A 14,059-nucleotide genomic window follows, 5' to 3' on the forward strand; every position below is an offset into this window, starting at 1 on the left:
GCGTGCTCCTGCGACAGACTGGGAGGATGCTGTCGACCCCTCCGCTCCGCCCCGGCGACCGCGTCGCCGTGCTCTCGCCCGCGTTCGCCGCCCCGGCCGTCGCGCCCGCGCTGCACGAGCAGGCGCTCCGGCGCCTCGCCGACCTCATCGGACTGGTGCCCGTGGAGTTCCCGACCACGCGCCGCCTCGACGCCTCGCCCGAGGATCGTGCGGCCGACGTGAACGCGGCCTTCGCGGATCCGGGCATCCGCGCCATCGTGGCGACCATCGGCGGCGACGACCAGGTGCTCGTGGTGCCGCACCTCGACCCGGCCCTCGCGCTCGCCGACCCCAAGCCGTTCCTCGGCTACAGCGACAACACGAACATCCTCAACTGGCTGTGGAGCCTCGGCATCCCCGGGTACTACGGCGGATCGACCGCCGTGCACCTCGGGCCGGGCCCGGCGGTCGACGACGTGCACCTGCGCTCGCTGCGCGCCGCACTGCTCGACCGGGCGACGCTCGAGATCACCGAGCCGGGGGAGTCGGAAGACGTCGGCCGCCGATGGGACGACCCGCGCGCCCTGTCGGAGTACGGTGATCGTTCGCCGGTCGGTCCATGGAGCTGGGCCGGACCGCAGAAGGTCGTCGCCGGCCGCACCTGGGGCGGATGCCTGGAGGTGCTCGACCAGCTGGCGCTCGCCGACCGGATGCCGTCCGTCGCCGACCTGCAGGGCGCGATCCTGCTCATCGAGACGAGTGAGGAGCGGCCGTCGGCGAGTGGGGTGAAGCGCTGGATGCGGGGCCTGGGCGAGCGCGGCATCCTCTCGGCCGTGGCGGGCGTCGTGGTCGCGCGGCCGCCGGTGAGTGATTTCGAAGTGCATCCGTCGCCGTCTGAGGCGCAGGCCCTCCGCGACGCGCAGCGCAACGTCGTGATCGAGCAGGTGGCCCGTTACAACCCGGATGCGGTCGTGGTCGTGGGTCCGCCGTTCGGGCACACGCGTCCGCAGTGGATCGTCCCGTACGGCGGCTCGATGACTCTCGACGCCCCCGCCCGCCGCGTCCTCGCCGCCTACTGATTCCCCCTTTCCCCCCCACACACGAACGCTCCCGTCGCACTTTCTGTCGCCTGCCGGGGCAGGCAGCGACAGAAAGTGCGACGGGAGCGACTGTTGTGCGGGGGAGGCGGGTCAGGGCTGGGGAGCCGCGGCCACGCCGAGGTCGGACTCGTAGTCGTGGTCCTTCGTCTCGGGTGAGAGGGCCAACGCGATGAAGGTCAGCACTCCCATCGCCGAGAGGTAGAGACCGACCAGCCACGGCTGACCGCCGCCGAGCTGCCACAGCCACACCGCGATGAGCGGTGCGACCGCCGCGCCCAGGATCGACGAGACGTTGTACGAGATCGCCGACCCCGTGTAGCGCACGTTCGTCGGGAACAGCTCAGGCAGCAGTGCGCCCATCGGGCCGAACGTCGCACCCATGAGCATGAACCCGAACACGAGGAAGGCCTGCGTCAGTGCGCCGCTGAACTTGGGGTCGAGCGTCGGCAGCAGGAAGAGGTTGAACGACAGGCCGAACACGATGATGAGGCCGGTCACCCACATCAGCAGCTTGCGGCGGCCGATGGCGTCGGCGATCGGGCCCGACAGCAGCGTGAAGATGCCGAAGAAGACGACGCCGATGATCTGCATGAGCACGAAGTCGGTGTAGCCGAAGCCGAGGCCCGGGTAGAACTGGGCGGCGAACGCCGAGGCGTCGAAGTCCTTGCCCGCGGCCTCCGCGGCGGCCTGAGCGGCGGCGGACGCCGTCTCGAGCGACGCCGGCTTGGTGCCGTAGGTGAGCGTGAAGTTCGTCATCAGGTAGAACAGCACGTACGTGGCCAGCATGATGAACGTGCCGAGGATGAGCTGCTTCCAGTGGTGACGGAAGACGGTGCCCAGCGGCAGCTTGCGGATCGCGCCGGTCTTCTCGGCCTTCTTGAAGGTGTCGGACTCGACGAGCTTGAGTCGCACCCACAGGCCGATGATGACCATGACGGCGGAGAAGAGGAACGGGATGCGCCAGCCCCACTCGAGGAACGCCTCGGAGCGCTGGGCGGGGTTCTCGGGGTGGGGGAGCAGCCAGTTGATGCTGAGGAAGAGGAAGTTGGCGATGATGAAGCCGAGGGGAGCGCCGAGCTGCGGGAAGGTGCCGTACCAGGCCCGCTTGCCCTTCGGGGCGTTCTCGGTCGCCACGAGCGCGGCGCCCGACCATTCGCCGCCGAGCGCGAAGCCCTGGGCGAGGCGCATCACGAGCAGCAGCAGGGCGGCCCACCAGTTGATCTGCTGGTAGGTCGGCAGCACGCCGATGAGGAACGTCGCGATGCCCATCGTCAGCAGCGACGCGACGAGGGTCGCCTTGCGGCCGTACTTGTCGCCGAAGTGGCCGAAGACGATCGCGCCGATGGGGCGGGCGACCATCGCCGCCCCGAACACGCCGAACGAGGCGAGGAGCGAGGTGGTGTCGTTGCCCGTCGGGAAGAACAGGATCGGGAACACGAGCACGGCCGCCGTGGCGTATGCGTAGAAGTCGTAGAACTCGATGGTCGTGCCGACCAGGCTCGCGGTGATGACACGCGAGCGCGGATTCGCCGGCGCTGTGGTGGTACTCATGGGGCTCCTTCGATAGCCGCCCTGGTATACCAGGGCACCCGCGGGAGTCTACGCCTTCCTGAGAGTTCCCTGGACGCGTATTACCCGCGAGTCGACGCGGAGCAACCGACGTGACCGGCGGTCAGCGCCAGAGGACGGCGATCGCCGCGTTCGCGGCGGTGAGCAGCCCGACGAGCCAGAACATGACGGCGGGAACGGATGCTCCGCGCTTCTGGCGCGCCCCGCCGATGCCGAGCAGTGCGCCGATCACCAGCAGGATCACGAGCTTCACGCCGATCTTGACGTAGTTCAGCTCGTACGAGACGCCCCACGGGGCGGCCAGCGCCAGCCCGGCGATCGCGGCGATCGTCATGCCGAGCGTCATCAGGCGCGTGAACTCGCGCTTCCCGCCGAAGGCCTGCACGGCCCACGCGCCGAAGAGCACGGCGAAGCCGATCAGGTGGACGAACACGACGACGTGGCGCAGGGTCTCCATGACCCTCACGCTACGAGTCGGCGCGGCACGGTCGCCAGTGAGGAAAGGCTCGCCTCAGCCGCGCAGGTCGGCGATCACGCGGGCCGTGCGCAGCGCCGCATCCGCCGCCTCCGCTCCCTTGTCCTCCTTCGAGCCCGCGAGCCCCGCGCGGTCGAGGCCCTGCTGCTCGTCGTCGAGGGTGAGCACGCCGAACCCGACGGGTTTGCCGGCGTCGAGCGACACCCGGGTGAGGCCGTCGGTCGTCGCGGCCGAGACGTACTCGAAGTGCGGGGTGCCCCCGCGGATGATCACGCCGAGAGCGACCACGGCGTCCGCTCCGCCCGCGAAGGCCGCCTGGGCGGCGACGGCGAGCTCGAACGACCCGGGCACGCGCACCAGGCGGTGCGACGCGTGCGCCTCATCGAGCACACGCACGGCGCCGGCGATCAGGCCGTCGGTGATGGTGTCGTGCCAGGTTCCGGCGACGATGACGACGTCCAGACCCCGGCCGTCGATGTTCCCGGTCTTCGGTGCTCCTGCGCCGCTCATGCGCCGTCCTTTCCTTCTGCGAGGGCGGCTTTCAGCTCGTCCTCGCCGATGATGTGACCCATGCGGTCACGCTTGGTCTCGAGATACTGGTGGTTGTTGGGGCCGACGCCGACGATCAGCGGCACCTGCTCGACGACGTCGAGGCCGAGCGCACGCAGCTGATTCACCTTGTCGATGTTGTTGGTCAGCAGACGCACCTTCGACACGCCCAGATCCGACAGGATGCCGGCCGCCGCCGCATACTCGCGGGCGTCGGCGGGCAGACCCAGCGCGAGGTTGGCGTCGACGGTGTCGAGGCCCTCCTCCTGCAGGCTGTAGGCCCGCAGCTTGTTGATGAGCCCGATGCCGCGACCCTCGTGCCCGCGCATGTAGATGACGATGCCGCCGTCCTTCTCGATCGCCTCGAGCGCGGCGTCGAGCTGCGGGCCGCACTCGCACTTGAGCGACCCGAAGGCCTCGCCCGTGAGGCACTCGGAGTGCACGCGCACCAACGCGGTCTCGCCGGGCTCTCCCGAGACGACCGCGATGTGGTCGGTGCCCGAGACGCGGTCCTTGTACGCGAGGAAACGGAAGGTGCCGTGAGATGTGGGCACCGTGGCGTCGGCGCGGAGGCTCACGCGACGGTTGCGCACCGGACCGGCCTCGCCCCGCGGATCGACCTCGTTCAGGTGGGCGATGAGCTGTTCGATGGTGATGACGGGCACCCCGTCGCGCGCTCCCAGCTCGAGCAGGCCGGGCATGCGCATCATGCTGCCGTCTTCGGCGACGACCTCGGCGATCGCGCCGACGGGCTGCAGACCGGCGAGGCGCATCAGGTCGACGGCGGCCTCGGTGTGTCCGTTGCGCTCGCGCACTCCGCCGTCGACCGCGCGCAGCGGCAGCACATGCCCCGGGCGGATGATGCTCGTGGGTGTCGACGAGGGGTCGGCCAGCACGTTGAGGGTGCGTGCACGGTCGTGCGCGCTGATGCCGGTCGTGACTCCGTCGGCGGCGTCGACGCTCACGGTGTACGCGGTCGAGCGGGCGTCTTCGTTGGCCGCCACCATCGGCGGGAGGTTGAGGCCGTCGGCGAGGTCGGCGGGCATGGGCGCGCAGATGAAGCCGGACGACCACCGCACGGTCCACGCCACCCATTCGGGCGTGGCGAGCTCGGCTGAGAGGATGACGTCGCCCTCGTTCTCGCGGTTCTCGTCGTCGGCGACGAGCACGGGGCGGCCGGCGCGCAGGGCGTCGAGGGCGTCGGCGATCGTGGAAAGGCTCATCGCGAGCCTCCTTCCGGTGCGGCCCGGAAGGCGAGCAGGCGCTCGACGTGCCGGGCGAGAATGTCGGTCTCGAGGTTCACGCGGTCGCCGACCGCGCGTGCGCCGAGGGTCGTGGCGGCGAGGGTCTCGGGGATGAGCGACACCTCGAACCACGGGGCGGCGTCTGCGGGGTCGCTCACCGCGCTCACCGTCAGCGACGTGCCGTCGACCGAGATCGACCCCTTGTCGACGACGAGGGGCGCGAGATCGGAGGGCAGGGAGATGCGCAGCACGCTCCACTGGGCGCCGGGGCGCACCTCGCGCACCTCGCCGACGCCGTCGACGTGGCCCTGCACGATGTGGCCGCCGAGCCGTGCACCGACCGGCATCGCCTTCTCGATGTTGACGCGGGTGCCCACCGTCGCGGTGCCGAGCGCGGCGACGTCGAGCGTCTGCTTCATCACGTCGGCGTCGAAGGTGTCGGGGGTGGAGCCCACCACGGTGAGGCACACGCCCGATACGGCGATCGACTCGCCGTGCGCGGCATCGGCGGCGGCCTTCGGCGCGCGCACGGTGAGACGCCACCCGTCGCCCGCGGGCGCGATGGCGGTGATCTCGCCGATCTCCTCGATGATTCCGGTGAACATCAGTCGGCTCCTTCGGTGGGGGCGGAGGGGTGTGCGATCGCGAGCAGGTCGGTGCCGAGCGGCAGCCACTCGTCGACCGTCAGGCGGCGGGCGTCGGCGATGGTGCCGACGCCGATGTCGCCGAGGGCGAGGCGGCGGCCGCCGAGCAGCACGGGGGCGATGTAGGCGAGCACGCGGTCGGCGAGGCTCGCCGCGATGAACGCGCTCGCGAGCGTGGGGCCGCCTTCGACGAACACGCGCTGGATGCCGCGGGAGTGCAGGTCGGCGAGCACCGCGGGGAGGTCGTGCGTGTCGTAGAACAACGGAGGATGCGGATGCCGTCGCACCGCCGCGTTCGCGGGGGTCTCGGTCGCCCCGATCACCACCGGCACGGGCTGGCGAGGGTGGAGCGCCTCGCCATTGCGGGCGGTGAGGGCGGGGTCGTCGGCGAGCACGGTGCCGGTGCCCACGACGATGGCGTCGCTTTCAGCGCGGCGACGGTGCACGTCGGCGCGGGCATCGGGGCCGGTGATCCACTGGCTCGACCCGTCGTCGGCCGCCGCGCGGCCGTCGAGGCTCTGCGCCCACTTCACCGTGACGTGCGGGCGACCGAGGCGCTGGGCGGTGAGCCACCCCGCGATGAGCTCGTGCGCGGCCGCGGCCTGCTCGCCGGCCTCGACCTCGACACCGGCCGCGCGCAGGCGATCGGCGCCGCCACCCGACACCGCGCCCGGGTCGTCGAGGGCGTAGACCACGCGGGCGACGCCGGCCTCGATGAGCGCCACGGCGCACGGGCCGGTGCGGCCGGTGTGGTTGCAGGGTTCGAGGGTGACCACGGCGGTGGCGCCTCGCGCCGCGTCGGGGGAGAGCTTCGACAGGGCGTCGACCTCGGCGTGCGGGGTGCCGGCCCCGTGGTGCCAGCCCTCGGCGATCACCTCGCCCGCAGGGGAGAGGATGACGGCGCCCACCTGCGGGTTCACGCCCCGGGGTCCTCGTCCGGCGAGGTCGAGCGCGCGGCGCATCGCCCGCCGCTCGGTCTCGTTCACTGGCATCCGTCGTCCTCCTGTGAGGCTCCGGGGTGCGGGAAGGCGCGCGCGGACGCGTACCGTGCTGCCTCCCTTCCGGACTAGCGGGATCTCTCCCGCATCACCGTCGGTCCCGGAATTCCACCGGATCGGCACCGAGGTCTCCCTCGGCGCTCGCGGACTGTCACCGCCGGTTCGGATTCCCACCGACCCCGGAGCACGTTGATGTTCTGAGTGTAGTCAACGCGTCCGGCCGGATTTCATTCCGCGTCGGGGGCGGGCGCGCTCGCCGCAGCGATCGCCCGCAGCGAGCGTTCCAGCGGCGGGCGGGGATCGAGGGCGTAGTGCCCGTCGCCGAACAGCTCGACGGTGGCGAGGCCCGCGTACCCGTGCGCGTCGAGCGAGGCCACGATCCCGCTCAGGGGCAGGTCGCCGTCGCCCCACGCCAGATGCCCGGTGGGGGAGCCGTCGATGAGGTGCACGTGCGTCACGCGCTCGCCGAGGTGCGCGAAGTAGTCGTCGATCGTGTCGCCCGCGGCGGCGGCGGCCACCGTGTCGAGGGCGACGCCGAGGTTCGCCGCCGACACCTCGTCGAGCATCCGAGCGGCGTCGGCCGCACGCGTGACCAGGTTCGACTCCACCCGCTGCAGGGGCTCGAGCACGGAGGCGAGTCCGAGCGATGCGGCGTACGCGGTGATCTCGCCGAGGGCATCCGCCGACCGTCGCCAGGCCGCCTCCCGCGGTTCATCCTCCCGGCCCCGTCCGGAGGTGAGGAACAGCAGTGGCGCGCCGAGCTCGACGGCCACCTCGGCCGCCCGGCGGAACATGTCGATGCTCTGCCGACGCAGGTCGTGGTCGGCGGCCGCGATGTTCACGGGGTACGCCACCTGCTCGGGGGTGAAGCACGCGACGTCGAGACCCCGGGCCGCCGCCGCGACGCGGATGCTCCGGGCATCCGCATCGCTCATCCGCGGCACGTGCGCGTGCGGGGCGACACCCCACAGCTCGACGCTCGTGCGCCCGAGTTCGGCCATATCGTCGAGGCACCGGTCGAGCGCATGGTGCTGGTACGAGAAGTTCGACCCGCACACCCGGTCGATCAGCGGCGTCGTCACTTGCCGATCCCCTCCGACAGGCCCTTGATGAAGTACCGCTGGCTGGCGAAGAACAGCACGATCACAGGCAGCGCGGCCATCACCATCCCGGCGAACACGACCGGATAGTCGGTGCCGTGCTTGCTCATCAGGCTGGTGAGCCCGACGGGCAGCGTCTGCACGCCGGTGCCGCTGGTGAAGACCATCGCGAAGAGGTACTCATTCCAGGCGAAGAGTACGTGCAGGATGACGGTGGAGATGATGATCGGCTTGCACATGGGCAGGGTGATGCGCCAGAACGTCGTCCATCGGCTCGCGCCGTCCATCTCGGCGGCCTCGTCGACCTCGCGCGGGAGATCGACCATGTACGCGCGGATGAGGAAGGTCGTGAACGGGATGCGGAAGGCCGTGTAGAGGATCAGCAGCGCCCAGAACGTGTTGTACAGCCCCATCGCCTGGAACATGCGCACGAGCGGCACCAGCGCGACCGCCGGGGCGAGCATGAGCCCCCCGAGGATCACGAACGATGCCGTGCGACCGAACGGCATCCGTACCCGGGTGAGGCCGAAAGCCGCCCAGGCGCTGATGAACACCGTCGCGATCGTCGACGTGACCGTCACCAGCACGCTCGCCATGAGGTAGTCGCTGACGCCGCGGTTCCAGGCGTCGGCGTAGTTCTCCCAGTCGAGCTGCAGCGGCAGCGCGAAGGGGTTGCCGAACAGCTCGGCGTTGGTCTTGAAGCCGTTCATGACCATCCACAGCAGCGGATAAGCGACCACCACCACGAGGGCAAGCAGGAACGACCAGAGGAAGACGCGGCCGATGACCGCGAGGAACCCGGTGCGACTCATCAGAACTCCACCTTCTTGCGTCGGGTGTACCAGAGCTGTGCGACGGCGATCACGAGCGTCACCACGAAGATGACGGTGGCGATCGCGGCGGCGTACCCGAAGTCGTTGCGCACGAACCCGCTGCGGTACAGCCACGTCGACAGCACCTGGGTCGAGTTGTTCGGGCCGCCGCTCGTCATGACCATGACCTCGTTGAAGACCTGGAAGGCGCCGGAGACGGTGACGATGATCATGAGCCCCGTCATCTCGCGCACGAGCGGCACCGTGACGTGGAAGAACCGGCGGACCGGGCCGATGCCGTCGAGCGCTGCGGCCTCGTACAGCTCGCCGGGCACGCGCTGGATGGCCACGGCGAACAGCAGTGTCGAGTAGCCGAAGCCCTGCCATTGGCTCATCGCGATGATCGCAACCATGGCCGTCGACTCCTGACCGAGCCACGGCTGCACGAGGGCATCCAGTCCGATCGCCGACAGCAGATGGTTGAGCATGCCGAGGTTCGGCTCGTAGATGAAGTAGAACAGCAGGCCCGCGACCGTGAGCGAGATCGCCGACGGCACGAAGTAGATGGCGCGGAGCGCCTTCCGCCAGCGGGTGCTGCGGAGACTCTCGATCATGGCCGCGAGCACGAGGGCGCCGCACACCTGGAAGACGATCGAGAGGGCAGCGTAGAGCAGGTTGTTCCCCAGCGCCGACCAGAACACCGGGTCGCCGAAGAGCTTCTCGTAGTTGTCCAGGCCGACGAACTCGGAGGTGCCAGAGTAGATGTCCCATTCCTGCGTCGAGAACGCGAGGTTCTGCACGAGCGGCAGGTAGACGAACACGCCGAGCACGACGACGGCGGGCACCACCCAGGCAAGCGATGCGAGGCGCGCGGCGCGCCCGCGCACGACGCGGCCGGCCGGGCGGCGGCCGCGTCCCGGCGCGATGATGGCCTCGGTGACCGTCGGGGGCAGGCGCAGGCCCGCCCCCGACGGTGCCTCAGCGAGCGGAGTCGTTCGCTGCTCGGACACTCTCGAGCACTTCCTCGGGGCTGGTGCTGCCGCTGATGACGGCCTCGCCTCCGGCGAGCCATGCGTCGGCGACCTCGGGCGCGGTGACGGTGTCGAGCCAGCCGACGAGCTGCGACGCCTCGTTCACCTGGGTGATGCCCTCGAACACCGCACGGCTCGACGTCTGCTCGGTGACCGCGCCGACGACCGCGCTGGGCTGCCCGTAGGGGAGGGCCGAGAGCATCTCTGCGTGCGCGGGTTCGGTGGCGAACTTCATGAAGTCGACCGCGAGGGCCGCCTGGGGCGAGCGCGCGTTGATCAGGTAGCCCTCCGGGGCGCCTTCGATGGCGTCGGGGTCGCCGGCGGCGCCGTCGGGCACGGGCAGCGGGAAGATGCCGAAGTCGTCGGTCGTCAGCGTCGCTCCCTCGACGGTCACGGTGTCGAACTCGAGCACCTCCTGGTAGTACATCGCCGCGCGGCCGCCGGCCAGGGCCTCCTGCGCCGTGGTGTAGAGCACGCCGTTGGTGCCGTTGCCGGTGTCGGTGCAGTCGTTCACGAGGGTCTGCAGCTGTTCGAGCGACTCGACGTATCCCGGGTCGGTCCACTCGGCGGTCTCGGGGTCGAAGTCGGCCTTCAGGACGTCGGCGGGCACGTTGTACGCGAACAGCTGCTGCAGGTAGTGCAGTGCCGGCCATCCGTCCTTGTTGCCGAAGGCGATGGGCTCGTACCCTGCGGCCCGGAGGGGCTCGCACGACGAGATGAGTTCGTCGAAGGTGGTGGGCACCTCGATGCCCGCGGCCGCGAAGGCGCTCTTGCTGTAGCCCATGAACTTGCCGTTGTTGTAGAGCGGGATGCCGTAGTACTTACCGTCGCTCTGGAACGCCGAGAGCGAGGCCTCGCCGAAGCGGTCGCCCCACTCGGTGCCGGGCGCGATCACCTCGCTCAGGTCGGCCGCGAGTCCGCCGTCGATGAAGTTCTGCGCCCAGTCGCCAGTCCACGTGAAGTAGATGTCGGGGAGGGCACCCGAGGCGGTGAGGGTCTTGGTCTTGTCCTTCACGGACTGGTCGGTCTCCTGGATGAGCTCGACCTCGACGTCGGGGTGCTCTTCCTCGTAGGCGGCGGCGAGCTCTTCGAAGTAGGCCTGGAGCGGCTCTCCGCCGAACTTCGTGAGGATCGACAGCTTGCCCTCGTAGACGGGGTCGGCGGTGATGTCCGCCGCCGGGGCGGGGGAACCTCCGGCGCAGCCCGCGAGCAGCACGGCGGATGCTGCGACCGCGGCGGCGGCGATCGGGAGGGGGCGTGTGGTGCGCATGGTCTGCCTCTCTGCAGGGCGGTGCGGTCCGCGGTGCCGCGGACACCGATCCGCCGTTGGAATGTCGGTGCGTGCCTTGTCGAGCGAGTGTAGCGAAAAGCTGGTACCGGTACCAGTAGCTGCCCAGAAAATCTTCGCGCTTCGTCCCGGGGCCCGATTTGGCGGTGGTTGACCCGGCCTCCCGAGATGTGTCAGCATGTCGCCTACCTGATACCGGTACCACATTCCGTGGGTGCAACGACGCCCGCACGAAAGGATCGATGATGCTCAAGTTCGATGAGGACGCCTTCCGCACGCAGATCGCGAGCGCGGTGGCGTTGCGACCGCAGATCGAGGAGCTGGTCGATCAGCTGCTCGCGAAGGGGATCGACAACGTGCTCCTGGTCGGAGCCGGGGGCACGTACAGCCAGATGTGGCCCTACGAGCTGATGGCGCGCGAACGCTCCACCCTCCCGGTGCGCTCGGCGATCGCCGCCGAACTCGTCGTCGCCGGCGACGCCCTCCTGGGCGAGCGCACCGCCGCCGTGTTCACCTCGGTGACGGGCACGACGGAAGACGTGATCCGGGCGATGGAGTACGTCACCGCGGCCGGCGCCACGACGATCTCGTTCACCGGCCACGCCGACTCGCCCATCGCGACCGGCGCTCACCACTCGCTGACCTCCGAGCCGAAGACCTGGCCGTTCGACATGCAGCTGCTGCTGCTGATCGGACGGCTGCTGGAGAAGCGCGGCGAGTTCGACGGCTACGCCTCCCTCGCCGACGAGCTCGTGCACCTCCCCGACGCGCTCGTCGCCGCCGCCGAGCAGGCCGAGCCCCTGGCCGCGGCGTTCGCCGACGCGCACAAGGACACCGACTACTACTTCCTGATCGGCGCCGGACCGCTCTGGTCGTTCACATACCTGTACTCGATGTGCATCCTCGAGGAGATGCAGTGGCTGCGTACGACCCGTGTGCACAGCGCCGAGTTCTTCCACGGCTCGCTCGAGCTGCTCGAGAAGGACACGGCGGTGATCATCTTCCAGGGCGAGGACCGCACGCGCCCGCTCACCGACCGTGCACAGGCTTTCGCCGAGCGCATCTCCGAAGACGTGTCGGTCTTCGACACGCGCGAGTACGCGCTGGAGGGCTTCAGCGCCGAGAACCGCGCGCTCATCGCGCCCATCGTGCTCGACACGGTGATGGGACGGGTGAGCAAGCACCTCGAGCGCGTGCGTGACCACTCGCTCGACCTGCGCCGCTACTACCGCGTCATGGACTACTGAGACGAGAAGGATCCCGTGATGCGTGTGCTGGGCTTCGGCGACAACATCGTCGACCGCTTCCTCGACCGTCGGATCGAGTATCCGGGCGGGAATGCGGTGAACGTGGCCGTCTACGCCCATCGCCTCGGCGCGCACGCCGAGTACCTCGGCGTGTTCGGCGACGACGAGCTCGGCGCGTTCCTGCGCGCATCGATCGAAGACGCCGGCATCCCGACTCCCCGCTGCGTCGTGCGCGGCGGGGAGTCGGGGGTGTCGTCGCTCCGCGTTATCGAGGGCGACCGCGTGTTCCTCGGGTGGAACGGGGGAGGGGTGACCGTCGAGCATCCGATCGACCTGTCCGACGGACGCGACGCCTACGCGGCGACGTTCGACGTCGTGCACACCAGCGTCTACTCCCGCACAGAGGACGAGCTCTCGCGGCTGCGTTCGCTCGGCGTGCTGGTGAGCTTCGACGCGTCGAGCGAGGACGAGTTCCGCGATGGCGCCTACCTCGACCGGGTCGCGCCCTTCGCCGATCTCGTGCTGTTCTCGTGTTCGGGGATGGCGGATGCCGACGCGTTCGCCCTGCTCGACGACGCCGTGGCGCGCGGCGCGGGGCTGGCTGTCGCGACCCGCGGCACCGAGTCGGCGCTCGTCACCGACGGCACCGTGCGGTGCCTGGCCCCGGCCGAGCGCGTCGCCGACGATGCCCTCGTCGACACCATGGGATGCGGGGATGCCTTCCTCGCCGGGTTCCTCGTCGCGCTGCATGCGTCGGGGTGGCGGCGGGATGCCCCGGCCTCCGAAGCCGCGCTCCGCTCCGCGTTGCACGCGGGGGCCGCGTCGGCCCGCGAGCAGTGCTTCGTCGAAGGTGCTTTCGGGCGCGGTCGCCCGGCGGGGGATGTCGCCCCCGCTAACATGTGGTGAATCCGTGATGAGGAGAGGGTCGAGGGCGATGGCATCCGAACACTCCGTCCCCCCGACCATCTCCGAGGTCGCGGCGGCCGCCGGGGTGGGCCGCTCGACCGCGGCCCGCACGCTCGGCGGCTACGGCTACGTCAGCCCCGAACTGCGCGAGCGGGTGCTCGCCGCCGCCGAGCGTCTCGGGTATCGGGCCAACGCCCTGGCCCGCAGCATGTCGACGGGGGTCACTCAGACGCTGGGCGTGATCGTCGCCGACATCGCCAACCCGTTCTTCGGCGGGGTGGTGCGCGGCATCTCCGACGCGTCCCGCGCCCGGGGCTTCGAGACGCTCGTGCTCAGCACGCATGAGAACCTCGCCGAGGAGGTCGCGGCGACCGACGTGCTCATCGACAAGCGCGTCGACGGCATCGTCGTGGCCTCGGCCGCGCTCGACGTCGGCTCGGCGGCGCACATCCAGCAGGCCCGCGACCGCGGCATCCCCGTCGTGCTCGTCGACCGCGCGGTCACGGGACTGCTGCTCGACACGGTCGTCATCGACAACCGCGCTGCCGCGCGCGACGCGGTGGCGAAGCTGGTCGCCGCGGGGCACCGCCGGATCGGGTTCGTGTGGGGGCCTCCGCTGGAGGAGCGGCCACAGCGTCGCCGAGAGCTCACCGACGTCGCGGCGCGCAACCTGTGGACCGATGCGCAGCGTCTGCAGGGATACCTCGACGCCCTCGACGACGCCGGGCTCCTCTTCGACGCCGACCTCGTGATGGTCGGGCGCAAGACCGAGGAGAACGCCGAGGTCGAGGTCACCCGCATGCTGGGCCTCGCGCATCCGCCCACCGCGCTGTTCTGCACCGAGAACGATGCGGTCACCGGGTCTCTGCGCGCTCTGCGCACGGCGGGACTGCGCGTGGCAGACGACATCTCGCTGATCGGCTTCGATGACAGCTCCTGGGCTGCGGTGATGGAGCCCCCGCTGACGATGATCGAGCAGCCGACGCTCGCCCTCGGCACACGCGCCGCCGAGGTGCTGTTCGCGGCGATCGACGGCGAGTCGCCTGCCCCCCAGGTGCACACGCTGCGCACGCGGTACGTCGAACGCGCATCGGTCGCCGCTCCCCGCGAGCGCTGA

14 protein-coding genes are annotated in these 14,059 nt (G+C 70.3%); 4 read left to right on the forward strand and 10 right to left on the reverse strand.

Annotation, left to right across the window (positions count from 1 at the left end):
• Window positions 1–26 precede the first annotated feature (26 nt).
• Window positions 27–1,058, forward strand: a complete 1,032-nt coding sequence (locus RWS82_RS01645) for an LD-carboxypeptidase (protein ID WP_314646202.1) — start codon at window positions 27–29, stop codon at window positions 1,056–1,058.
• Between the two features lie 111 nt (window positions 1,059–1,169).
• On the opposite strand, the gene RWS82_RS01650 is transcribed toward RWS82_RS01645, so the two are convergent.
• From RWS82_RS01650 to RWS82_RS01695, 10 genes are all read right to left on the reverse strand, one after another.
• Window positions 1,170–2,630, reverse strand: a complete 1,461-nt coding sequence (locus RWS82_RS01650) for an MFS transporter (RefSeq protein WP_314646205.1) — start codon at window positions 2,628–2,630, stop codon at window positions 1,170–1,172.
• Between the two features lie 121 nt (window positions 2,631–2,751).
• The gene (locus RWS82_RS01655) at window positions 2,752–3,105 is read right to left on the reverse strand and encodes a Fe-S protein (RefSeq protein ID WP_314646208.1); all 354 of its coding nucleotides are present in this window, start codon (window positions 3,103–3,105) and stop codon (window positions 2,752–2,754) included.
• A 54-nt stretch (window positions 3,106–3,159) separates the two neighbouring features.
• Window positions 3,160–3,633, reverse strand: coding sequence for a 6,7-dimethyl-8-ribityllumazine synthase (gene ribH, locus RWS82_RS01660; protein WP_314646210.1), 474 nt, complete (start codon window positions 3,631–3,633; stop codon window positions 3,160–3,162).
• Window positions 3,630–4,895, reverse strand: coding sequence for a GTP cyclohydrolase II (gene ribA, locus RWS82_RS01665; protein WP_314646211.1), 1,266 nt, complete (start codon window positions 4,893–4,895; stop codon window positions 3,630–3,632). Before ribA ends, ribH begins: the two co-directional genes overlap by 4 nt.
• A complete protein-coding gene (locus tag RWS82_RS01670) occupies window positions 4,892–5,521 on the reverse strand; it encodes a riboflavin synthase (RefSeq protein WP_314646214.1) in 630 nt (209 codons plus the stop codon). Before RWS82_RS01670 ends, ribA begins: the two co-directional genes overlap by 4 nt.
• Window positions 5,521–6,552, reverse strand: a complete 1,032-nt coding sequence (gene ribD / locus RWS82_RS01675; protein ID WP_314646215.1) for a bifunctional diaminohydroxyphosphoribosylaminopyrimidine deaminase/5-amino-6-(5-phosphoribosylamino)uracil reductase RibD — start codon at window positions 6,550–6,552, stop codon at window positions 5,521–5,523. Before ribD ends, RWS82_RS01670 begins: the two co-directional genes overlap by 1 nt.
• Before the next feature lie 233 nt (window positions 6,553–6,785).
• Window positions 6,786–7,640, reverse strand: coding sequence for a TIM barrel protein (locus RWS82_RS01680; RefSeq protein WP_314646217.1), 855 nt, complete (start codon window positions 7,638–7,640; stop codon window positions 6,786–6,788).
• Window positions 7,637–8,470, reverse strand: coding sequence for a carbohydrate ABC transporter permease (locus RWS82_RS01685; protein WP_314646220.1), 834 nt, complete (start codon window positions 8,468–8,470; stop codon window positions 7,637–7,639). The genes RWS82_RS01680 and RWS82_RS01685 overlap by 4 nt, the downstream gene beginning before the upstream one ends.
• Entirely contained in the window at window positions 8,470–9,480 is a 1,011-nt protein-coding gene (locus RWS82_RS01690; protein WP_314646222.1) for a sugar ABC transporter permease, read from the reverse strand. Before RWS82_RS01690 ends, RWS82_RS01685 begins: the two co-directional genes overlap by 1 nt.
• On the reverse strand, window positions 9,449–10,771 hold the full coding sequence (locus tag RWS82_RS01695; RefSeq protein WP_314646224.1) for an extracellular solute-binding protein: 1,323 nt from the start codon (window positions 10,769–10,771) through the stop codon (window positions 9,449–9,451). Before RWS82_RS01695 ends, RWS82_RS01690 begins: the two co-directional genes overlap by 32 nt.
• A 263-nt stretch (window positions 10,772–11,034) precedes the next feature.
• Between RWS82_RS01695 and RWS82_RS01700 the strand changes: the two genes are divergently transcribed.
• From RWS82_RS01700 to RWS82_RS01710, 3 genes are read left to right on the forward strand one after another with little or no spacing between them, the layout of a single operon-like run.
• The gene (locus RWS82_RS01700) at window positions 11,035–12,036 is read left to right on the forward strand and encodes an SIS domain-containing protein (protein WP_314646225.1); all 1,002 of its coding nucleotides are present in this window, start codon (window positions 11,035–11,037) and stop codon (window positions 12,034–12,036) included.
• 18 nt (window positions 12,037–12,054) lie between these two features.
• Window positions 12,055–12,942, forward strand: a complete 888-nt coding sequence (locus RWS82_RS01705) for a PfkB family carbohydrate kinase (protein WP_314646226.1) — start codon at window positions 12,055–12,057, stop codon at window positions 12,940–12,942.
• A gap of 28 nt (window positions 12,943–12,970) precedes the next feature.
• Entirely contained in the window at window positions 12,971–14,059 is a 1,089-nt protein-coding gene (locus RWS82_RS01710; protein WP_314646228.1) for a LacI family DNA-binding transcriptional regulator, read from the forward strand.

Source organism: uncultured Microbacterium sp., from assembly GCF_963528945.1.
GTDB lineage: Bacteria > Actinomycetota > Actinomycetes > Actinomycetales > Microbacteriaceae > Microbacterium.

Bases quoted from the DNA above. Each gene is read 5' to 3' on its own strand.
- RWS82_RS01650 (WP_314646205.1), bottom strand. From the start codon at position 2,630: ATGAGTACCACCACAGCGCCGGCGAATCCGCGCTCGCGTGTCATCACC.
- RWS82_RS01670 (WP_314646214.1), bottom strand. From the start codon at position 5,521: ATGTTCACCGGAATCATCGAGGAGATCGGCGAGATCACCGCCATCGCG.
- RWS82_RS01710 (WP_314646228.1), top strand. From the start codon at position 12,971: ATGGCATCCGAACACTCCGTCCCCCCGACCATCTCCGAGGTCGCGGCG.
- RWS82_RS01685 (WP_314646220.1), bottom strand. From the start codon at position 8,470: ATGAGTCGCACCGGGTTCCTCGCGGTCATCGGCCGCGTCTTCCTCTGG.
- RWS82_RS01705 (WP_314646226.1), top strand. From the start codon at position 12,055: ATGCGTGTGCTGGGCTTCGGCGACAACATCGTCGACCGCTTCCTCGAC.
- ribA (WP_314646211.1), bottom strand. From the start codon at position 4,895: ATGAGCCTTTCCACGATCGCCGACGCCCTCGACGCCCTGCGCGCCGGC.
- ribH (WP_314646210.1), bottom strand. From the start codon at position 3,633: ATGAGCGGCGCAGGAGCACCGAAGACCGGGAACATCGACGGCCGGGGT.
- RWS82_RS01700 (WP_314646225.1), top strand. From the start codon at position 11,035: ATGCTCAAGTTCGATGAGGACGCCTTCCGCACGCAGATCGCGAGCGCG.
- RWS82_RS01645 (WP_314646202.1), top strand. From the start codon at position 27: ATGCTGTCGACCCCTCCGCTCCGCCCCGGCGACCGCGTCGCCGTGCTC.
- RWS82_RS01655 (WP_314646208.1), bottom strand. From the start codon at position 3,105: ATGGAGACCCTGCGCCACGTCGTCGTGTTCGTCCACCTGATCGGCTTC.
- ribD (WP_314646215.1), bottom strand. From the start codon at position 6,552: ATGCCAGTGAACGAGACCGAGCGGCGGGCGATGCGCCGCGCGCTCGAC.
- RWS82_RS01695 (WP_314646224.1), bottom strand. From the start codon at position 10,771: ATGCGCACCACACGCCCCCTCCCGATCGCCGCCGCCGCGGTCGCAGCA.